This is a genomic window from Janthinobacterium sp. SUN211, from assembly GCF_030587315.1.
GTDB lineage: Bacteria > Pseudomonadota > Gammaproteobacteria > Burkholderiales > Burkholderiaceae_D > Janthinobacterium > Janthinobacterium kumbetense.
In genome coordinates this window covers 415,504-435,230 of record NZ_JAPWIC010000001.1, presented here as the reverse complement: position 1 = coordinate 435,230, position 19,727 = coordinate 415,504, and the positions used below count along the sequence as shown (strand labels likewise).

Annotated in this window: 16 protein-coding genes; 8 read left to right on the top strand and 8 right to left on the bottom strand. The window is 64.1% G+C overall.

Going from position 1 to position 19,727, the window contains the following annotated elements; translation table 11 throughout:
* Window positions 1–27: 27 nt before the first annotated feature.
* Window positions 28–1,128 carry a PEP-CTERM sorting domain-containing protein gene (locus tag O3301_RS01785; RefSeq protein WP_305055332.1) on the bottom strand — a complete coding sequence of 367 codons (1,101 nt, stop codon included), beginning with the start codon at window positions 1,126–1,128 and terminating at the stop codon, window positions 28–30.
* A gap of 199 nt (window positions 1,129–1,327) precedes the next feature.
* Here O3301_RS01785 and O3301_RS01780 point away from each other — a divergent pair, with 199 nt between their 5' ends.
* Genes O3301_RS01780 through O3301_RS01760 form a run of 5 tightly spaced genes read left to right on the top strand, consistent with a single transcriptional unit; the run spans window position 1,328 to window position 6,459 of the window.
* Complete coding sequence (locus O3301_RS01780; RefSeq protein ID WP_305055331.1) at window positions 1,328–2,254, top strand: STM4015 family protein; 927 nt, start codon at window positions 1,328–1,330, stop codon at window positions 2,252–2,254.
* A 15-nt stretch (window positions 2,255–2,269) separates the two neighbouring features.
* Window positions 2,270–3,367 (top strand): STM4014 family protein, encoded by a 1,098-nt coding sequence (locus O3301_RS01775; protein WP_305055330.1) that lies wholly within the window; start codon window positions 2,270–2,272, stop codon window positions 3,365–3,367.
* Window positions 3,360–4,211, top strand: a complete 852-nt coding sequence (locus O3301_RS01770; RefSeq protein WP_305055329.1) for an STM4013/SEN3800 family hydrolase — start codon at window positions 3,360–3,362, stop codon at window positions 4,209–4,211. The genes O3301_RS01775 and O3301_RS01770 overlap by 8 nt, the downstream gene beginning before the upstream one ends.
* Entirely contained in the window at window positions 4,208–5,587 is a 1,380-nt protein-coding gene (locus tag O3301_RS01765) for an STM4012 family radical SAM protein (protein ID WP_305055328.1), read from the top strand. The genes O3301_RS01770 and O3301_RS01765 overlap by 4 nt, the downstream gene beginning before the upstream one ends.
* Entirely contained in the window at window positions 5,581–6,459 is an 879-nt protein-coding gene (locus O3301_RS01760) for an STM4011 family radical SAM protein (RefSeq protein WP_305055327.1), read from the top strand. The genes O3301_RS01765 and O3301_RS01760 overlap by 7 nt, the downstream gene beginning before the upstream one ends.
* 49 nt (window positions 6,460–6,508) lie before the next feature.
* On the opposite strand, the gene O3301_RS01755 is transcribed toward O3301_RS01760, so the two are convergent.
* Window positions 6,509–8,704 (bottom strand): prolyl oligopeptidase family protein, encoded by a 2,196-nt coding sequence (locus O3301_RS01755; RefSeq protein WP_289898094.1) that lies wholly within the window; start codon window positions 8,702–8,704, stop codon window positions 6,509–6,511.
* 412 nt (window positions 8,705–9,116) lie between these two features.
* Here O3301_RS01755 and O3301_RS01750 point away from each other — a divergent pair, with 412 nt between their 5' ends.
* Window positions 9,117–10,904: a GGDEF domain-containing protein gene (locus O3301_RS01750; RefSeq protein WP_305055831.1), complete on the top strand. Its 1,788-nt coding sequence runs from the start codon at window positions 9,117–9,119 to the stop codon at window positions 10,902–10,904.
* A gap of 44 nt (window positions 10,905–10,948) precedes the next feature.
* Here the strand turns inward: O3301_RS01750 and O3301_RS01745 are convergent, their stop codons facing one another.
* The 5 genes from O3301_RS01745 to O3301_RS01725 all read right to left on the bottom strand — a co-directional run bounded on the left by O3301_RS01745 (window position 10,949) and on the right by O3301_RS01725 (window position 15,513).
* Complete coding sequence (locus O3301_RS01745) at window positions 10,949–11,377, bottom strand: DUF6386 family protein (RefSeq protein WP_289915200.1); 429 nt, start codon at window positions 11,375–11,377, stop codon at window positions 10,949–10,951.
* Window positions 11,374–11,850: a DUF4262 domain-containing protein gene (locus O3301_RS01740; protein WP_251348931.1), complete on the bottom strand. Its 477-nt coding sequence runs from the start codon at window positions 11,848–11,850 to the stop codon at window positions 11,374–11,376. Before O3301_RS01740 ends, O3301_RS01745 begins: the two co-directional genes overlap by 4 nt.
* Window positions 11,851–11,940: 90 nt before the next feature.
* Window positions 11,941–13,338: a tetratricopeptide repeat protein gene (locus tag O3301_RS01735; protein WP_305055326.1), complete on the bottom strand. Its 1,398-nt coding sequence runs from the start codon at window positions 13,336–13,338 to the stop codon at window positions 11,941–11,943.
* A 175-nt stretch (window positions 13,339–13,513) separates the two neighbouring features.
* Entirely contained in the window at window positions 13,514–14,143 is a 630-nt protein-coding gene (locus O3301_RS01730; protein ID WP_171985014.1) for a PolC-type DNA polymerase III, read from the bottom strand.
* 119 nt (window positions 14,144–14,262) lie between these two features.
* Window positions 14,263–15,513: an Hsp70 family protein gene (locus O3301_RS01725; protein WP_034781446.1), complete on the bottom strand. Its 1,251-nt coding sequence runs from the start codon at window positions 15,511–15,513 to the stop codon at window positions 14,263–14,265.
* A gap of 143 nt (window positions 15,514–15,656) precedes the next feature.
* Here O3301_RS01725 and O3301_RS01720 point away from each other — a divergent pair, with 143 nt between their 5' ends.
* Entirely contained in the window at window positions 15,657–17,795 is a 2,139-nt protein-coding gene (locus tag O3301_RS01720) for an Ig-like domain-containing protein (RefSeq protein WP_305055325.1), read from the top strand.
* A 239-nt stretch (window positions 17,796–18,034) separates the two neighbouring features.
* A complete protein-coding gene (locus O3301_RS01715; RefSeq protein ID WP_257218619.1) occupies window positions 18,035–19,072 on the top strand; it encodes a LacI family DNA-binding transcriptional regulator in 1,038 nt (345 codons plus the stop codon).
* 53 nt (window positions 19,073–19,125) lie between these two features.
* Here the strand turns inward: O3301_RS01715 and O3301_RS01710 are convergent, their stop codons facing one another.
* Complete coding sequence (locus tag O3301_RS01710) at window positions 19,126–19,545, bottom strand: YidB family protein (RefSeq protein WP_034751100.1); 420 nt, start codon at window positions 19,543–19,545, stop codon at window positions 19,126–19,128.
* Window positions 19,546–19,727: the final 182 nt, after the last annotated feature.

The following is a 19,727-nucleotide window of genomic DNA, read 5'->3' as shown; positions in this document are numbered from 1 at the left end:
CCAGCAACGCGGCGTACGGCTCCGGCGTCAGGCCTGGCGCTGCCGGCGCTTCCTGCTGACAAAGCCGAGCAATGCCAGGCCGCCCAGCAACATGCCATAGGTTTCAGGCTCCGGCACGGCGCTGAGCGGGTCGAGGCGGATCACTTCACAAAAGCGGTCGTTGCAGCGGCTGGCGGCGATCTGGCCAGCCTCGTTTATGCCATTGACTTGCAGATTGCGCCAGCCTTCCATGCCATCGACCAGGTCGGCCAGCATATAGGTGTTGCCATTCATATTGATAATGGATTCCGCACCTGAAAGGCTGATACCCACCACGTTCCCTTTGCCATCGATCCCGAGCGCTTCCGACATGGAGTTGATCCCGCTCCAGCTGCCGTCCACCATCTTGAAGGCGCGGTAGGGAACCGGCCAGGGGGCATTGGGGAAGTACTGGTTGAACACGATTTCCCCTGCATTGTTAATCCCTCGCATCTTCACCTCGGCGTCTCTGATCGTGGGCGTGATGTCTCTCATCACACCATTTTCATAGATATAACCGTGCTGCTTGCCGCTGGCCGTCGAGGAGTTGCCGACGATGACCCCATGATCATTGATTGCTGAAACACTACTCCAGGCGCCGCCCAGCGTACCGAGGGGAGTAATGCCCGATGCGGAATCGTACAGATAGGCGTTGGTGCTGCTGACCTTGGTCTGGCTGTCGACCACGGTGGCGCCAAACGCAACTTTCCCCGACGCATTAACTTGACCGGTCCACGACACCTGGCCGGGAATATCCAGCGACGTCAGGGTGTTGCCCGACTGCAGTTGCATGTGCAAGGTGCCATCGGCGGCGGTGGAGCGCAGCAGCAAATCTCCTGCAATATTGCCGCCACGCAGCATATTCGTTGCCTGAGCCGCAGGCACGGCCGTCACTGCCGAGCCTGAGGTGCCGTACCACATGTCCACGCCATTCAGCTGAACATAGCCATACAGTTCGCCCAGCGCCGTGATGCCGCCCCACTGCAAACGGCCAGTCGAGGGGAGCGCAAACGTTGTCGAAGAGAAAATCGGTGCAGGTGCAGGCAGGATTTGTGCAAACGCCGTCGTTGTCGCAGCGCTCAACAGCAAGAAACACAGGGTTTTATGCATCGGTTTCATTGTCAATTTTCCAATAAAATTAATAAGATAATCGACAATATGAAAAAGGTAAACCTTTTTGACAACTTTGATGCAAGATAAGCATTGATGGCTCCCATTGTAGGGGCCAGCAGTGTGCAATAAGCCCTTATGCCCATGCTAAGATTTCGGACTAGACAAGATTTCCACTGCCCTTCATGGAGCCTTACCGATGACGATTTCCGACAGCACCACCACCTTCCACAACAAGAAAGTCGTCCAGTACGACCCGGACCTGCCCTTCGACGCCTCGCCCGACATCGTCTACCGCCTGTCGCTCGAATACGACGACAAGCGCAAGATGGACGAGCTGATCGCCGACTTCCTCGCCAAGGCGGACCGGAACGCGCTCGCAGCGCTGATCATCGGCATGTGGGGCGATCCGTACGAATCGGGCGCCGACGAAGTGATCGCCGCGCTGATCGCCCACGCGCCGCAACTGCCCAATGTGCGCGCCCTGTTCATCGGCGACATGACGTACGAGGAATGCGAAATCTCGTGGATCGTGCAAGGCAGCTACAAGCCCCTGCTGGACGCCTTCCCGCAGCTGGAAGAATTGCGCATCCGCGGCGGCAATGAGCTCGTCATCGAGCCGTTCGCGCACCAGCACCTGCGCCGCTTCACCATCGAAACGGGCGGCCTCGATCAAAAGATCGCCGAAGCGCTGGCGCAATCGAGCATGCCGCAGCTGGAACACCTGGAACTGTGGCTGGGCACCGAGGAATACGGCTTCTCGGGCGACGTCGACCTGTACCGCAAGGTGCTGGCGCAGCTGACCGTGCCGACCCTGCGCTACCTGGGCTTGCGCGACGCGGAAATCGCCGATGACCTGGCCGTGTGGCTGGCGGAAGAGCCGCTGGTGGCGCAGCTCGACACGCTCGACCTGTCGCTGGGCACCATCGGCGACCTGGGCGCCGTGGCCGTACTCAATCACACGCAGCTGGGCAAGCTGAAACGCCTGGACCTGTCGCACCATTACATCTCGGAAGAAAACCAGGCCAAGCTGAAGGCGCTGCCCTTCGAGGTGGTGCTGGACGACCCGCAGGAAGCGGACGAAGACGACGGCGAAAGCTACCGCTACGTGGCCGTGGGCGAATAAGCGGAGTCTTTTCCTTTGGCTACACCCCTCACCCTGCTGGCCAGCGCCGGCAGCAAGCGCGTGCGCCTGATGCAGGCGGCGCGCGCGCAACTGCGCCTGTCGCCCGCGCAGGTGCTGGAATGGCGCGACTGGCTGGCGCAGCCGGCGCTGCTGGCAGACGCCCTGCGCCAGCCCGGCCTGTTGAAAATCGAACCGCCCGGCGACGATCCCGCCGCGCATTTTCTCTTGCTGCAGGCGGGCTGCCGTTTGCTGGACCGTCCCCTCGTCGAGGCGCCCGAACATGGCGAACTGCTGGCCATGGATGCGTGGTTTGCGGGCTTTGCCAGCGCCATGCAAGACCTGGCGGGGCAACTGGCGGCCTTGCCGCACATACGCGTCTTCAATGCGCCGACCGAGATTGTCCGCATGACGGACAAGCTGGCCTGCCAGCGCCACCTGGCCGCGCACGGCATCGCCATTCCCGCCCTGCTCGGCCCCGTGCATGGCTACGAGCATCTGCAAGCGCTGCTGCGCCAGCATGACCTCGACCGCGTGTATCTGAAGCCGCGCTACGGCTCGTCCGCGTCCGGCGTCGTCGCCTACCGCCGGAACAAGGCGGGACGCCAGCAAGCCACCACCTCGGCCGCTTTGCAGCATGGGGATGGCGCGGCGCGCCTGTTCAATGTCAAGCGCATGGCGCGCTATGACACGCAGCACGACATCGCCGCCCTCGTCGACGCGCTGGCCGCCCAGGAACTGTATGCGGAAACGTGGCTGAACAAGCCGCGCTGCGGCGACAGCCACTACGACCTGCGCGTCGTGACCCTGGCGGGCCAGCCCGCGCACCGGGTGGCGCGCATCGGACAGCACATGATGACCAATCTGCACCTCGACAACCGGCGCGGCGAGGCATCCGGCCTCTTGAACGCAGCCGACCTGGCGGCACTGGAAGCGGCTGCCGCCCAGGCCGCGCGCGCCTTCCCCGCCAGCCACGTGACGGGCTACGACCTCGTCGTGCGCCAGGGCCAGGCCCACGTGCTGGAAGCGAACGCCTTCGGCGACCTGCTGCCAGGCCTGCTGTGGCAAGGCGCGGACACCTATGCGGCGCAATTGACGCAACTGACACATGCTTAAAGATACACCGGACACACCGGCCATCCCCGACATGCACGCCATCGTCGGCAGCCACGATATCGTCTTCCTCACGCTCGACACCCTGCGCTTTGACGTAGCGCAAGCCCTGTACGAGGCGGGTGAATTGCCCGTGCTGGGGCGTTTTTTACCGCCGGGCGGCTGGGAACGGCGCCACTCGCCCGCCACGTTCACCTATGCGGCGCACCAGGCCTTCTTCGCGGGCTTTTTGCCCACGCCGGCCGCGCCGGGCCGCCATCCGCGCCTGTTCGCCAGCGCGTTTGCAGGCAGCGAAACGACGTCGCCCGACACGTTTACCTTCGCGGAAGCCGACCTTCCCGCCGCACTGGCCGCACGCGGCTACCGCACCATCTGCATCGGCGGCGTGGGCTTCTTCAACAAGCAAACGGCGCTGGGCACGGTGCTGCCGTCGCTGTTCCAGGAAAGCCACTGGAGCGCGGGCATGGGCGTGGCCAGCCGCCATTCGACGCAAAAGCAGGTGGCGCTGGCCCTAGCCCGCCTGGCGGATGGCGATCAGCGCACTTTTTTGTTCATCAACGTGGCCGCCCTGCACACGCCGAACCGCGCCTACCTGCCCGGCTGCCGCGCCGATTGCCTGGACAGCCATGCGGCGGCGCTGCGCTATGTGGACAGCGCGCTGGCGCCCCTGTTTGCCGCCTGCGCAGCGCGCGCGCCCACGTTTGCCATCGTCTGCTCGGATCACGGCAGCGCCTATGGCGAAGATGGCTACCGCGGCCACCGCATCGCCCACGACAGCGTGTGGAACGTGCCGTATGCGCACTTCCTCATCGCCCCCGATACACCTCCCAAGGAGTCCCCACCGTGAACCCAGCCGAACAACCTGGCACCCTGGCGCAACGCATGCGCCACACGCCCTACCAGGCGTATTCGTACTCGTATCCGCACAAGGCGGCCTACCGCGCCTTGCCGCAGGCGGCGCCGCTGGCGCCCCTGTGGGCGCGGCAAGACCGCTCCGCCCTGTTCGCGTACATCCATATTCCGTTTTGCGAGATGCGCTGCGGCTTTTGCAACCTGTTCGCCATGGCCCGCCCCAGCGCCGACATGGTCGAACGCTACGTGCGGCAAGTGCTGGTGCAGATGCGCGCACTGGCCGGCGCGCTGGGCGAACGGCGCTTCGCCCGCTTCGCGCTGGGCGGCGGCACGCCCACCTATCTGTCGCCGGCGCAGCTGGACACCTTGCTGTGCGGCGCGCGCGACATCCTCGGCATCGATTTGCAAGCCACGCCGGCCGGCATCGAAGCGTCGCCCGAAACCATCACGGCGGAACGCCTGGCCGTCTGCCGCGCGCACGGCATCGACCGCGTCAGCCTGGGCATCCAGAGCTTTGCCGCCGGCGAGATGCGCGCGCTGGCGCGTCCCCAGCAAAACGCCACCGTCCATCACGCCATCGGCCTGATACGCGCGGCCGGCTTTCCCACCCTGAACCTGGACCTGATCTACGGCATCGCGGGGCAAACCGTCGCCAGCCTGCTGGCGTCCATCGACAGCGCGCTGGCCTTCCGGCCCGAGGAAATCTATCTGTATCCGCTGTACGTGCGCGAGCAAACGGGCCTTGGCAAGATCGCGCGGCGCAAAGGCGCCGATACGCTGAACCCCATCATGCTGGCGCAGGACGGCGACAGCCGGCTGGCACTGTATGCGGCCGCGCGCGACCATTTGCGCGCGCAAGGCTATGAGCAGGTATCGATGCGCATGTTCCGCGCTCCCCATGCGCCGGAACAAAACGGTCCCTCGTACTGCTGCCAGAATGACGGCATGGTGGGCCTGGGCGCGGGCGCGCGCTCCTACACGGCCAGCCTGCATTATTCGAGCGAGTACGCGGTGGCACGGACAGAGACCATCGGCATCATCGACAACTACCTGGCGCTGGACGAGGAACGCTTCGCGCAGGCCGAACACGGCTACGTGCTGGGCGAGGAAGAACAGCGCCGGCGCTACGTGATCCAGTCGCTGCTGACGGAACCGGGCCTGGACCGCGACGCCTACACGGCGCGCTTCGGCACGCGCTGCGAGATGGATCTGCCGCAGCTGGCCGAACTGCACGCGCTGGAGCTGGTGCAGGACGATGGTCCGCTGCTGCGCCTCAATGACCGCGGCTACAGCTACGCCGACACCATCGGCCCGTGGCTGGCCTCCGAAACGGTGCGCGCGCTGATGGCGCAAGAGGGCCAGGCGTGCTGACAACGCCGCCTGGCACTTTGTCCCTGCTGTACCGGGGCACGCTGGCGAGCTGCAATTACGCCTGCGGCTACTGTCCGTTTGCCAAGAAGCGCGACAGCCGCGCCGCGCTGGCCCGCGATGCGCGCGAGCTTGTCCGCTTCACGGACTGGGTGGCGCGGCAAACGCGCCCCATCGGCGTGCTGTTCACCCCCTGGGGCGAAGCGCTGGTGCGGCGCCACTACCGTGCGGCCATGCAAACCCTGGCCGCACTGCCGCACGTGCGCCAGGTGGCGCTGCAAACGAATCTGTCCGGCCCCCTGAACTGGCTGCAGGGGATGGATGGGCTGGAAAAGATCGGCCTGTGGTGCACCTACCACCCGGATCAGACGACATTGGCCCGCTTTCTCGAACGCTGCGCGCGCCTGGACGCCATGGGCGTGCGCTATTCCGTCGGCGTCGTGGCGATGAACGAGCACCTGGATGCCATCCGCGCCCTGCGCGCGGCCCTGCCCGCGCACGTCTACCTGTGGCTGAACGCGTACGACCGGCGTGGTCCCGGCTACTACGCGGTGGAAGACCTGGCCTGGCTGGACGCCGTCGACCCGTGGTTCGCGCAAAACCGGCGCCCTTCGCCCTCGCGCGGCAAGCCCTGTCTGGCGGGCGAGGCGTCGCTGTCCGTCGATGGCGACGGCGAGCTGGCGCGCTGCCATTTCGTGCCCGAGCGCCTGGGCAACCTGTACACGGACGACCTGGCACACATGCTGCAAGAGAAATCCTGCCCCCGCTTCAAGTGCGATTGCTATATCGGCTATGCGCAGCGCAAGGATTTGCCGTTCCAGTCCACGTTTGGCAACGGCGTGCTGGCGCGCATCGCGCCTTTACAGCGGACGTAAAAAAGCGCGGGCCAACGGCACCCGCGCTGTTTACCTGAACACTACCTGATTACTGCGCCGCCACTTTCGCCGGCTCCGCCACTACCGGCGTCATCTTCAGCGAACGGCTGAGGAAGCCCCAGCGGTCGGCCACTTCTTCGATCTGCTTGGTCGTCGGCTTGCCGGCGCCATGGCCGGCCTTGCTGTCGATGCGGATCAGCACGGGCGCCGCACCGCCTTGCGCTGCCTGGGCAGCGGCGGCGAACTTGAAGCTGTGGGCAGGCACGACGCGGTCGTCGTGGTCGGCCGTCGTGATCATGGTGGCTGGATAGCAGCCGCCCGCCTTCAGGTTGTGCAGCGGCGAGTACTTCACCAGCGCCTTGAACTGTTCGGCATCGTCCGACGAACCGTAGTCAGGCACCCAGCCCCAGCCCACGGTGAACTTGTGGAAACGCAACATGTCAAGCACGCCCACTTGCGGGATCGCCGCGGCGAACAGGTCGGGACGCTGCGTCATGGCCGCGCCCACCAGCAGGCCGCCATTGCTGCCACCGCCGATGGCCAGCTTCGATGGCGAAGTGACCTTGTTGTCCACCAGCCATTGCGCCGCGCCAATAAAGTCGTCGAACACGTTTTGCTTGTTCAGCTTGGTGCCAGCCTGGTGCCAGGCTTCGCCGTATTCGCCGCCGCCGCGCAGGTTGGCCATCACGTAGACGCCGCCCATTTCCACCCAGGCAAGATTCGCCACGGAGAAGCTCGGTGTCAGGGAAATATTGAAGCCGCCATAGCCGTACAGATAGGTCGGGTTGGAACCGTCGAGCTTCATGCCTTTTTTCGAGACGATGAACATCGGCACCTTGGTACCGTCGCGGCTGGTGAAGAATTGCTGGCGCGTTTCAAAGGCGTTCGGGTCGAAATCGACCTTCGGCTGGCGGTACACGCTGCTCTTGCCCGATTTCATGTCGTAGCGGTAGATGGTCGCTGGCGTCGTGAAACTGGTAAACGAGTAGAACGTTTCCGTGTCGCCACGCTTGCCGGCAAAGCCGCCGGCCGAACCGATGCCCGGCAAGGCCACTTCGCGCACCAGCTTGCCGTTCAGGTCGACGATCTTGATTTGCGTTTGCGCATCTTTCAAGTAGTCGAGCACCAACTGGTTGTTGATCAGGTTGACGGCAACGAGGGTTTCCGCGCTTTGCGGCACGATCTCTTTCCAGTCGGCAGGCGCAGGCTTGCGCGTATCGATGGCGATCACGCGCGATTTCGGCGCCTTGTTATCCGTCTTGAAGAAGAACACGGGGCCGTCATTGTCGATGAACGAGTACGATGCATCGAACGCTTCCAGCAAGCCCACCACCTTGGCGTTCTTCTGGCGCAAGTCCTTGTAGAAAATGCGGTTCTTGCGTTCCGTGCCTTGCGTGGCCGTGATGATCAGGTAATTGCCGTCGTCGCTCACGGTGCTGCCGCCAAACGCCCATTCCTTCTGGTCGGGACGGTCGAAGACGAGCACGTCGTCGCTTTGCGGCGTGCCGATCTTATGGAAATACAATTTCTGGAAGTAATTGATATCGGCCAGCTTGGTCGCTTCGTTCGGCGCGTCATAGCGGCTGTAGAAGAAACCGGTGTTGTCCTTGGTCCACGAAGCGCCGGAGAACTTGGCCCACTTGATGTGGTCCGTCAAATCCTTGCCCGATTCGATGTCGCGCACCTTCCACTCGTTCCAGTCGGAACCGGAAGCGGACGTGGCATACGCCAGGTACTTGCCGTTCGGGCTGATCGAGGTGCCGGCCAGCGCCACCGTGCCATCCGTGGACAGGGTGTTCGGGTCCAGCAACAGACGCGGCTCGTCCGTCAGTTTTTTCACCGTGTACAGCACAGCCTGGTTCTGCAAGCCATCATTGCGGCTGTAGAAGTAACGGCCGCCCTGCTTCGTTGGCGTAGAGAAACGCTCATAGTTCCACAGCTTGGTCAGGCGCTGCTTGATCGCGGCGCGCTCCGGGATGGTGCCCAGGTACGATTGCGTCAGCTTGTTTTGCGCCGCAACCCACTCGCCTGTCTCGGCGCTGTTGGCATCTTCCAGCCAGCGGTACGGGTCGGCGATGGTGGTGCCGAAATAGCTGTCTTGCTGGTCGACTTTCTTGCTGACCGGATACGTCACGGGTGCGCCATCGCCGGCCGGGCACGATGGCATCGCGGCGCTTTGCGCCAGGGCATTGCCACCGAAGGCGGCCATCAAGCTGAATATGAGGGTTGCACTACGTAATTGCATGGGTTGTTGTCTCATTGTTGGATGTCGAGGAAAGCAGGCCGCCTGCATACGCGGCGGCTGCCCATGTTGACTTTCGCCAAGAGAAATCATAGCGCGGATTGCCACTTTTAAAGCACAGTTATCCAGTGGATTTACCGTCTTTTGTTTGGGGAATTTACATGAATGACCATGATAAATCTCGCTTTCGCCGGAATCGGCAAACTGACGTTCATGCAAGAAACATTATCAAAAACAAAGTCGTTTCATCAAGCCGTCATAAATCTTCTTTACTATCGGCAACATGTTCATGGCCCGTCCAGAGGCCGTGCCGCCACATCCGCCTATGCACACTCTCGCCCTCCCCACCGCCACCGCCGCGCCGCCCGGCGCGGTGCCATCGAATGTGGCTTACCTGAAGCCGCCATCGATATCCATGAGCATCGAAGGGACGGATGCCTTGCATGAGATCATTGCGGGCCGCAAGCTCAGCGCGCTGTTCCAGCCCATCATCCACATGCACAGCGGCGACATCATCGGCTACGAAGGCTTGATACGGGGGCCGTCCGACAGCCCCCTGCACGCGCCGATGAATCTGTTCAAGGTGGCGCGCGCGCATGACCTGACCCTGGAAGTGGAGCACCTGTGCCGGCAAGTGGTGCTCGAACGCTTCGCCGAACTGCAGCTGCCGGGCAAGCTGTTTCTCAATGTCAGCCCCGAATGCCTGCTGCTGCGCAATGCCCGCCATGGCGAAACCCTGGAATACATCGAGCACATCGGCATCAATCCGGACCGCGTCATCATCGAGCTGACGGAAAACCAGCCCACGTATGACTACGAGCTGATGCGCGAAGCGGTGCTGCATTACCGCAACATGGGTTTCCAGATCGCCATCGACGACCTGGGCGAGGGTTTTTCCAGCCTGCGCCTGTGGTCGGAACTGCGCCCGGAATACGTGAAAATCGACATGCATTTCATCCAGGGCATCAATAATGACCCTGTGAAACTGCAGTTCGTGCGCTCGATCCAGGAAATCGCGGAGAAATCGGGCACCCTGGTGATTGCCGAAGGCATCGAGGCGCAGACGGAATTGCTGGTCTTGCGCGACCTGGGCGTGGCGTTCGGACAAGGCTATCACCTGGGCCGGCCCAACGCGGTGCCGGCGCGCGCCCTGCCGGCCGAAGTGGTGCAGGCGCTGGGACGCAACGGCGTGGCCGTGTATCCGCAGCGCAGCAGCCTGGAAAAGAACGGCGCCAGCATCCGCAAGCTGCTGCACCGCGTGGCGGCCGTTTCGCCCAAGAAAAACAATAACGAGGTGTACGATATTTTCCTGAAAGACCCGAAACTGATGATCATTCCCGTCGTCGACGATGGCGTGCCGCTGGGCCTGATCAGCCGCTTCGAGATGATCGACCACTTCGCCCGCCCCTACCAGCGCGAACTGTATGGCAAGAAATCATGCAGCCTGTTCATGGATGCCACGCCCCTGATCGCCGACCACGAGACGAGCTTGCAGGAACTCAGCTACACCATGGTGCAATCGAGCGCCCACCATCTGTTCAACGGTTTCATCATTACCGAACACGGCCGCTACCTGGGCATGGGCACGGGACACGACCTGATGCGCGAAATCACGCAGATGCAGATCAACGCGGCCCGCTATGCCAACCCGCTCACGCAACTGCCCGGCAACGTGCCCATCAACGAGCATATCGACCGCCTGCTGCACAGCGGCAGCCGCTTCTGGGTCTGCTATTGCGACCTCGACCACTTCAAGCCCTTCAACGACGTGTACGGCTACCGCAAGGGCGACGACGTGATCCAGCTGACGGGAGAAATCCTCAGCAGCCACTGCGACCCGAACCGCGACTTCATCGGCCACATCGGCGGCGACGATTTCATGATCCTGTTCCAGAGCGAAGACTGGGAAGCGCGCTGCCAGGCCATGCTGGACGACTTCGCGGCCGCCATCCTCGCCTATTACAGCACCAGCGATTGCGAACGGGGCGGCTACATCAGCGAAGACCGGCAAGGCAAGAAAGTGTTTTATTCCCTGATCAGCCTATCCCTGGGCGTCATCAAGGTCGAGGCGCACCAGTATTACACGCACCACCAGATTGCCACGCAGGCGGCGGAAGCGAAGAAGCAGGCCAAGAAAATCCACGGCAACAGCCTGTTCCTGGACCGGCGGCAAGGCGTGGGCGTGGCGCGCATGGATGCGTAGCCAGGGGCACTAGTCAAAGCTGGACGGCGGCAGGCCAGGCACGCTCAAATACGCACGAGGTCGACAAACGCATTGCTGCTGCGGGCATCGGGCACGAATGCCAGGCTGATGCGTGCCTCATCGCGGCGCGCCTGCAAGCGGTAACTGCCCGCGGGCACGTCGACGAACAGGCCACCATATGCCGTGTCCGGTTCCAGGCCGCCGCCGGTGACGTCTTCCCCTGCGCCGATGAAGACCCGGCCTGAGACCACGGCCAGATGCACGACCACATGCGGCTCGGCAAGTTCGGCGTGCAAGGCGATGTCATACGCGCCGTCGCCGCCGACGTTGAAAAACGCTACCTGCCCCGCGTTCACGGCCGCCAGTTCCGCGCCGGGAATACTCCACCAATCGCAGTCATCTTCCAGCTTGTGGCGCAAGAGGGCCGGATCGAACACGCACAGGGTGGCCGTGCCGGTCACGATTCTCGTCATGCCGCCAGCGGCGCCGGTCCCAGCAGTGGCTGGCTTTCCACGTACTGCGCACTGGCTTGCGCCTGCCATGGAAAATGGCCATCGCGCGACGGCCAGACGATCTGGTACACGGTAAACTCGTCACCCTGGTAATACCAGCGCGCATAGCCGACATAGTTGCGGTATTGCTCGACGGGCACGCGCACGAAGGCACACTGATGGCCCTTCAGCAAGACGTCCGTGGTGGCCGTGAAATCCGTGATGGCGCCGCTGCGCGCGGCGTCCAGCGCCACGTCGAGTATCTGGTGGGCCACGGCCCGCGGCAAGCCCATGATGAGGAATTCAGGCTGGCCGAAACTGTGGCAAGCGCCTATCGTGAACGCATAGCCTGGACCTTCTTCATCGGCGCTGATATGCACGCCATGCCAGCCATGCGTGGCGATGTCGTCGATGACTTTTTGCTCGGATGCATCCTCGCCTGCCTGCCTTACCATATTCCGCCTTTCGCTGTGCCAAAAACCACGCCGCCTTCGCGACATTCCTGCCAGCAATTATCGCACGCAGCCCGCGTCCGCGCCCACGCTTCAGTCGCGCGATGGCCGTGGCGACCGTGGCGGGGAACGCACCTGGTGCCATTGCCGCATGCGCTGCTGCGCCTCTTGCAGCTGTGCCGGCTCCAGCCTGGCGGCAGCCGCTTCCCGCGCCCTGGCCGCCCCGCTATCGCCGCCCTCGGCCGCCAGCGCCAGCCACATATAGCCGCAAACGGGATCCTTCTCCACGCCGCGCCCGCTGTTGTACATGCCGCCCAGGTTGTACTGCGCCAGCGCATGGCCCTGGCCGGCCGCGCGCGCATACCATTGCACGGCCAGGCCATCGTCTTGCGGCACGCCGTGACCGCTCGCATACATGACGCCCAGGTTGTTTTGCGCACTGGCATCGCCCTGCTCGGCCGCCGTGCGGTACCAGCGCACGGCGCACACCTCGTCGCGCTCCACGCCCTGGCCATTCGCATACATCACGCCCAGGTTGAACTGCGCATTCGACGCGCCCTGGGCCGCCGCCCTGGCATACCAGTCCAGCGCCTGGCGCAGGTCGCGCGCGACGCCGCGCCCGCCTGCAAACATGCCGCCCAGATTGTATTGCGCCATGCAGTGACCTTGCAGGGCGGCACGCCGGTACCAGACGACGGCGCGCGCCTCGTCCTTGTCCACGCCCTGCCCCCGCGCCAGCATCAGGCCCAGGTTGAACTGGGCGTCGGCGTCATCCTGTTCGGCCGCCCGCTGCAGCCAGGCGTAGCCGCGCAGCTGATCGGGCGCCACGCCCAGGCCTTCCGCATACGCCACGCCAAGTTGCCGCTGCGCCACGGCCAGGCCCTGGGCGGCGGCCTGGCGGAACCAGGCCAGCGCCTGCGTATCGCTTTGCGCCACGCCCTGGCCCCGCTTGTAGACGAGCCCCAGGTTCAGCTGTGCCTGCGCATCGCCCTGCAAGGCTGCCTTGCGGAACCACGCCAGGGCCAGCGCATCGTTCTTTTTCGCGCCCAGCCCTTGCGCATACGCCTCGCCCAGCAAGGATTGCGCGCTGGCCACGCCCTGTTCGGAGGCACGGTAAAACCACGCCAGGGCCAGTTCGTCGCTCTGCAGCACGCCCCGCCCCTTGCGGTACATCTGTCCCAGGTTTTGCTGGGCCGAGGCGTCGCCCTGCGCGGCCGCGCGGCGGAACCACAGCACGGCGTCCTCGTCGCTCTGCGCCACGCCGCGGCCGTGGTAATACAGGGCGCCCAGGTGGTTTTGCGCGAACGCCAGCCCTTGCAGCGCGGCCAGCCGTAGCCAGACAAAGGCGCGCGCATCGTCCTGCGCCACACCTTCGCCCTTCTTGTACATCAATCCCAGATTGAACTGGGCGTAGGCATTGCCCTGCTCGGCAGCCGTGCGGAACCAGATATACGCCTCGTGGCTATCTCTGGCAGTATGGTGCTTGTCCATGTGCGCCCCCATCCACATTGCGCTTGCTGGCAGCACGCGCAAAACGGCGGCCCAGGGCGGCGAAATCATGTGTTGCTTAAATTTTAAATTCGATGCGGGGGAAGGACTTGAGCAGGCTCAAACGAAATAACAAAATTATATCGTTTTGATGAGCCCGCTTAGGCAGGCATGGCGCTCAGCGGCGTGATGGGTGTTTTTGCAGGAATTGCGGCACCTTGGCGGCGGCCAGCTTGTTCAGCGACACGAGCAAGTCCGCGTCGACGTCGGCGATGCCATAGCTGCTGCGCAAATGGCGGCCGATATGGATCAGCACCTGCGCCGCCACTTCCGCATCGGACTCGGCCCTGTGGGCTGCGCTCTTGAAGGCGATGCCCAGCTGGCTGGACAGCAAGCCCAGCTTGTAGCTGGCCATGCCGGGAAACACGCGGCGCGACAGTTTCAATGAACACACGAGCGACTGGTGCGCAGGTGTCAGGTTCAGCCTGGCGCTTTCCGCGCGCAGGAATTTTTCATCGAAGCTGGCATTGTGCGCCGACAAGGCATCGCTGCCGATGAAGTCGAGCAGCTGCGGCACCACCTCGGCCACGGGCGGCGCCTTGTCCACCATCGCTTGCGTGATGCCCGTCAAGCCCGTGATGAACGAGGGGATGCGCGCATTGCAGTTGATCAGGGTCACATAACGGTCCGTGATCTGCCCGCCCTCGATGCGCAGCGCCGCCACTTCCGTGATGCGGTCGCCCATGTCGGGAGATAAACCGGTCGTCTCGAAGTCGATCATGACGATCGGTTTGTCAAACACATTCATGGGGCGCTCTTTCGTGGGTGCAACAGTGGGGGTATCGATAAAATGCGCAGGGCAAGGCGCCGCGTCGCAGACAGTACACCAGTACGGCAAGACGCGGCAACGCCGCCATGCACATTTTATCAACCAAATTTACGCACGGCGTCCAGCGCCAAACCCGCACCGATACTGCCGAACAGATCGCCTTCGACCTTGCGCGCGGCCGGCACCAGGGCTGCGATCTTTTCGCGCAGCAAGCGCACACCGCTCGAACCGCCCGTGAAGAACACGGTGTCGACGGCTTCCGGCGCCACGCCCGCGTCGCGCAGCAGACGCAGCACGGTTTCTTCCACGGAACCGCACAAGTGGCCGATGGCCTCGTCGAACTGCGTGCGTTTGAGCAACAGACTTTGCGCGGGCGACAAGCGGTCCAGTTCCAGCTGCACTTCGGCCGCATCGGACAGGGCAATCTTGCCTTCTTCAACTTTCATGGCCAGCCAGTGGCCGGCGCGCTCGTCGATCAGCTTTTGCAGGCGCCCCATCTTGTCTTGCTCACGTGCATCGCGGCACACGTCGGCCAGTTGCACCCAGATCTTCTTCGTGTAGGCCAGGTTGATCGTGTGCCAGGTCGCCAGGTTGAAATAATAGCTGGACGGCACTTCGCTATTGTTATGCAGGCGGCTGCCATAGCCCAGCAGAGGCATGACGGACGACAGGCTCAGGTATTTATCGAAATCCGTGCCGCCGATGTGCACGCCGCCGGTGGCGAGGATGTCGTCGCGCCGCTCGGTTTTCTTCGCCCGTTCCGGCGACAGGCGCACCAGCGAAAAGTCGGACGTACCGCCGCCGATATCGGCGATCAGTACCAGTTCTTCCTTGTCGATCTGCGACTCGTAGTCGAACGCGGCGGCAATCGGCTCGAACTGGAACGCGACGTCCTTGAAACCGACGGAGCGCGCCACTTCGGCCAGCGTGTCTTGCGCCAGCTGGTCGGCTTGTGCATTGTCATCGATAAAGAAGACGGGACGGCCGAACACGGCGGACGAGAATTCGCGGCCGGCGGACTGCTCGGCGCGACGTTTCACTTCGCCAATGAATTGTGCCAGCAACATGCGAAATGGCAAGGCGCGGCCACCCACTTCCGTCTGGCCATCGATGAGGCTCGTGCCCAGCAAGCTTTTCAGCGAGCGCATCAAGCGCCCCTCGTAACCGGCCAGATAGCCGGCCAGCGCCGCGCGGCCAAAACTGACTTCCTCGTCTTCCGCATTGAAGAAGACGACGGACGGTAAGGTCGTCTTGCCATCTTCCAGGCCGAGCATGGTGCTCTGCCCGGGACGTGCCCAGCCTACCGTGGAATTTGACGTGCCGAAATCGACGCCGCAAGCATTGGCCATGTCGACCCTTCCCTGAATAAAGGGGCGTTATGTTATCAGAAGGCAGGCTATTGCACCAGCAAAACCCTTTCGACGGGGTCAACAGCATAAACTTGCTTTGCATCAAGTAGCGGCCGCGCGCAAAAGCTACTCTTGGGAAATGAATGCCGAGCAACTCGGCCAGCTCCCGGAGACCCATCGTGCCCCTCGCCTGCCTGCGCCACCCACGCCACCTGCCCGCTGCTTTGCTGCCTGCTACCGTGCTGGCGACCTTCCTCGTTTCCCTGGCCGGCTGCGGCGGCGGTTCCGCCGATGCCCAGGCCGGCGCCGGCTGCTCGCTGCACAGCACGACAGGCTGCGGCGGCAGCCCGCCGCCCACCGTGCCGCCCGTGAAGCCGCCGGTCACCCCGCCCGTGACGCCCCCCGTGATTCCACCCGTCACGCCGCCCGAGCCGGCCAGCCTGGCCAGCGCCGTCAACCTGGTGTTTTCCAGCACGGAACTGGCCTCGGCGGGATTGGCCGGCAGCGAAGTGGCCGTCACGGCCCTCGTCAAGGATGGCGCCAACCTAGCCTTGCCAAACGCAAAGATTTCCTTTGCCGCCGATTCCGGCATCCTCGGCAGCGTCGACGCCGTGACGGACAAGAACGGCCAGGCGCGCGCCCTGCTGGGGACCGGCGGCGCCAACAGCAACCGCAGCATTACCGTGACGGCGACTGTCGGCGCGCGCAGCGGCAAGGGCACGGTGGCCGTGACGGGCAGCAGCGTGGAAGTGCTGGGGCCGGCCGCCCTGATGCTGGGCCAGGGCGCCGACCTCACCGTCACCGTGCGCGACTCGGCGCGCAAACCCGTGGCCGGTGCCGCCATCGCCTACAGCACGGGCGCGGGCAACGGCGTGCGCGTCAAGGATGGGGGCGCGGCGCTCAGCAATGCGCAAGGCCAGCTGGTGCTGCGCCTGACGGCTGGCAGCCTGGGCAAGGATGCCGTCTCCGTCAGCGCGCTGGGCGCCGCCGCCACGCAAGCGTATGCCGTGGCCGGCAGCGACCTGCGCCTGAGTCCGGCCGTGGGCCAGGACGCCAGCGGCGCGGACGTGCTGCCGGAAGTGGCGACCCTGGCGTGCCAGCCCATCGACGCGCGCTATGACAAGGCGGGCGTGCCGCAAGCGGGCAGCGCCACCCTGTCGACCTCGCGCGGCAGCCTGTTCAGCGACAGCGCCTGCAGCCAGCCCTTGCCTGCCATTTTGATTTTTAGCAATGGCAACTTGCCGCGCAGCTATGTGCAATCGGCCAACGCGGGCGTGGCCACCCTCACGGCTGCCGTGGCGGGCGGACCCACGGCCCAGACGCGGCTGGAATTCGTCGCGCCCCTGAGCGGCGCCAGCAAGCTGGCCGTACAAGCGGACCCGGCAGTGCTGCGCGCGAATACGACCACTTCGGCGGCATCGGCCGACAACGTCAGCACAAGTATCAGCACCATCAGCGCCGTGGTGCGCGATGGCGCGGCCAACAACCTGGTCAAGAACGCGCCCGTGCTGTTTTCCATCTTGAGCGACCCCAGCGGCGGCTACCTGCGGCAGGCGGGCCGGGTGCTGACGGGCAGCGATGGCCTGGCGCGCGCCGTGTATGTGGCGGGGCCGGCCGACAGCGGCCGCGACGGCGTGCTGATCCAGGCCCGCATCGAAGGCGCGCCGCAAGCGGCAGCCACGGCCCTCGTGCGCCTGACGGTGGCGCGGCAAGCGCTGTCGATCAAGCTGGGCACGGGCAGCCTGCTGCGCGAATATTCACCCGGCGTGCTGCAGAAGGACTTTGCCGTGTTCGTGTCCGACAGCGCCGGTAATGCCGTGCCGGGCGTCGCCATCACGGCCGCCGCCTGGCCCAGCCGCTATGCCAAGGGATCTTACGTATGGCAGGCGGACAAGCCCGAGTTCCCCGACACGGGCGTCTGGCGCCTGGCCCTGCCCTTCTACAGCTGCGCCAATGAAGACGTCTTGCGCAACGGCATCTTTGATGCCGCCTACGACCGCAACGGCAATGGCGTGCTCGATCCGGGCATCCCCCTGACCGTCAGCGCCAGCGGCCTGAGCGACGCGCTGGGCATGGCCACCGTCACCGTCAGCTATCCGCGCAATTATGGTTCCTGGGTGCACGTGGCCCTGACCGTACGCGGCACAGTCAGCGGCACGGAAGCGAGCGCCACGGCGGAATGGGCATTACCCACGCTGGCCAGCGATTTCAGCGCGCGCCGCGTGGACCCGCCGGGACGCCTCAGCCCCTATGGCAGCGGGCCCTGCGACAGCGCCGATTGAGGAGCAAGCATACCACTTGCCATTCAGTCATATTTTTTGCAACATGAACAAGAAAACAGTCTTGCCATGCGGCAATCTTTTACGCTATGCTCATTCTGCCCGCCCAGGCCGCCACAAGCGGCCGGGCCTGCAGGAATACTTTGAGACAGGTTGCTTGCCAGACCAATATGCGAAAAAAGAATACTGTAGCCCGGACACCCAACACCGCCAGCCGCGCCATACCCGGCGCCGGACGGCGCGTGACCTCGTATGACGTGGCCTTGCTGGCCGGCGTGTCGCAATCGGCCGTGTCGCGCTGCTTCAAGCCGGGCGCCAGCATCTCGCAAGCCACCCACGCCAAGGTCATGCAGGCGGCCATCAGCCTCGACTACATCCCCAACGCGGCCGCGCGCAGCCTGATCACGCGCCGCTCGAACCTGGTGGCCGTCATCATTTCCAACCTGGCCAATCTGTACTATCCGCAAGTATTGTCCGACCTAAGCCAACACATCGCCCGCCAGGGCAAGCGCCTGTTATTGTTTACCCTGGAGCGCGAAGCGGATATCGGCAAGGCCCTCAGCGATGTGTGGCAATACCAGGTCGACGGCGCCGTCGTGGCCGCCTGCCTTTCGGACGAGCAGATGGCCGAATTCGGCCGGCGCGACGTGCCCCTGGTGCTGTTCAACCGCAGCCCGCGCGAACACGCCGTGCATGCCGTGCTGTGCGACCAGGGCGAAGCGGCGCGCCTGCTCGTCTCGCGCCTGGCCGAAGCGGGCCACCGCCAGTTCGCCATCATCGACGGCCCCGGCGATTCGGCCGTCGCGCAGGAACGCAAGGCCGGCATGCTGGACCGGCTGCTGACCCTGGGCTTGCCCGCGCCCATCGTCGTCAGCGGCAACTACGACTACGCCAGCGGCGGACGGGGCTTGCGCAAGGTCATCGACCGCCTGGGCCGCGTGCCGGACGCCGTCATTTGCGGCAACGACATCATGGCCATCGGCTGCCTGGACACGGCGCGCCACCAGATGGGTATCCAGGTGCCGCTGCAAATGTCGGTGGCCGGCTTCGACGCGCTGGAAGCGTCCGGCTGGCTCAGCTACGACATCACCACCCTGCGCCAGCCCGTGCAAAAGATGGCCGCCGATGCCGTCGCCATGCTGGGCGAATTGATGGAACGGCGCGGCGGCAGCGCCGAGCGGAGACGGTATTGCTCGTATCTGGTGGAGGGGAGTACGGCGCGGCTGACCAGCGAACCGGCGTATATGGCGCAGCGCCTGGGAATAATGGCCGCCGCCTGAAAACAAAAAAACCTCGCATCGCTGCGAGGTTTTTCACTTGCAAGACCAGGGAATCAACCGAAGATCTTGCCCTTGAGCATATTCAAGCCCTGGCTGACGAGGTCGTTGCCTTCCGGCACCTGACCGTCCGGGGTCAGCTTGTCGATCAGCTGGGGCAGCAAGGCTGCCAGGCCGCCCGAGGCCGCGTCCGGGGCGACGCCCGCTTTTTCAGCGATCTGGGTGATCGTGTCGCTGCCCAGCGCATCCTTGATCTGTTCGCCGGAGACGGGCGCATTGGCGCCCGTGCCGATCCAGCTGGCCACCTGGTCGCCCAGGCCGCTTTCCTGGAATTTCTGCAGCAGGCCGGGCAAGCCGCCATGCTGGTTGACCAGGTCCATCACGCTGGCCATCAATCCCGATGGGGCTTCCCCGTCAGCACTTTTATTGCCCAAAGCGCTCATCGCCTGTCCTGCAAGTTGATCTAGCAAACTCATCGTATTCTCCTGAACGCTATCGATTGGTGCCGCGTGACCGCGGTGTCCGGCATGGCGCAGACCATTCTCCGCCATGGAAATCATTATACTATGAATAATAACAGTGACATAATTACAATCTCAAGGCGAACGCACAGACGGCCTCACTGTCGAGGCGCCCACCTCCATCATATTTAGTTCGG

Bases quoted from the DNA above. Each gene is read 5' to 3' on its own strand.
- O3301_RS01785 (WP_305055332.1), bottom strand. From the start codon at position 1,128: ATGCATAAAACCCTGTGTTTCTTGCTGTTGAGCGCTGCGACAACGACG.
- O3301_RS01780 (WP_305055331.1), top strand. From the start codon at position 1,328: ATGACGATTTCCGACAGCACCACCACCTTCCACAACAAGAAAGTCGTC.
- O3301_RS01770 (WP_305055329.1), top strand. From the start codon at position 3,360: ATGCTTAAAGATACACCGGACACACCGGCCATCCCCGACATGCACGCC.
- O3301_RS01755 (WP_289898094.1), bottom strand. From the start codon at position 8,704: ATGCAATTACGTAGTGCAACCCTCATATTCAGCTTGATGGCCGCCTTC.
- O3301_RS01750 (WP_305055831.1), top strand. From the start codon at position 9,117: ATGAGCATCGAAGGGACGGATGCCTTGCATGAGATCATTGCGGGCCGC.
- O3301_RS01745 (WP_289915200.1), bottom strand. From the start codon at position 11,377: ATGACGAGAATCGTGACCGGCACGGCCACCCTGTGCGTGTTCGATCCG.
- O3301_RS01740 (WP_251348931.1), bottom strand. From the start codon at position 11,850: ATGGTAAGGCAGGCAGGCGAGGATGCATCCGAGCAAAAAGTCATCGAC.
- O3301_RS01735 (WP_305055326.1), bottom strand. From the start codon at position 13,338: ATGGACAAGCACCATACTGCCAGAGATAGCCACGAGGCGTATATCTGG.
- O3301_RS01730 (WP_171985014.1), bottom strand. From the start codon at position 14,143: ATGAATGTGTTTGACAAACCGATCGTCATGATCGACTTCGAGACGACC.
- O3301_RS01725 (WP_034781446.1), bottom strand. From the start codon at position 15,513: ATGGCCAATGCTTGCGGCGTCGATTTCGGCACGTCAAATTCCACGGTA.
- O3301_RS01720 (WP_305055325.1), top strand. From the start codon at position 15,657: ATGCCGAGCAACTCGGCCAGCTCCCGGAGACCCATCGTGCCCCTCGCC.
- O3301_RS01710 (WP_034751100.1), bottom strand. From the start codon at position 19,545: ATGAGTTTGCTAGATCAACTTGCAGGACAGGCGATGAGCGCTTTGGGC.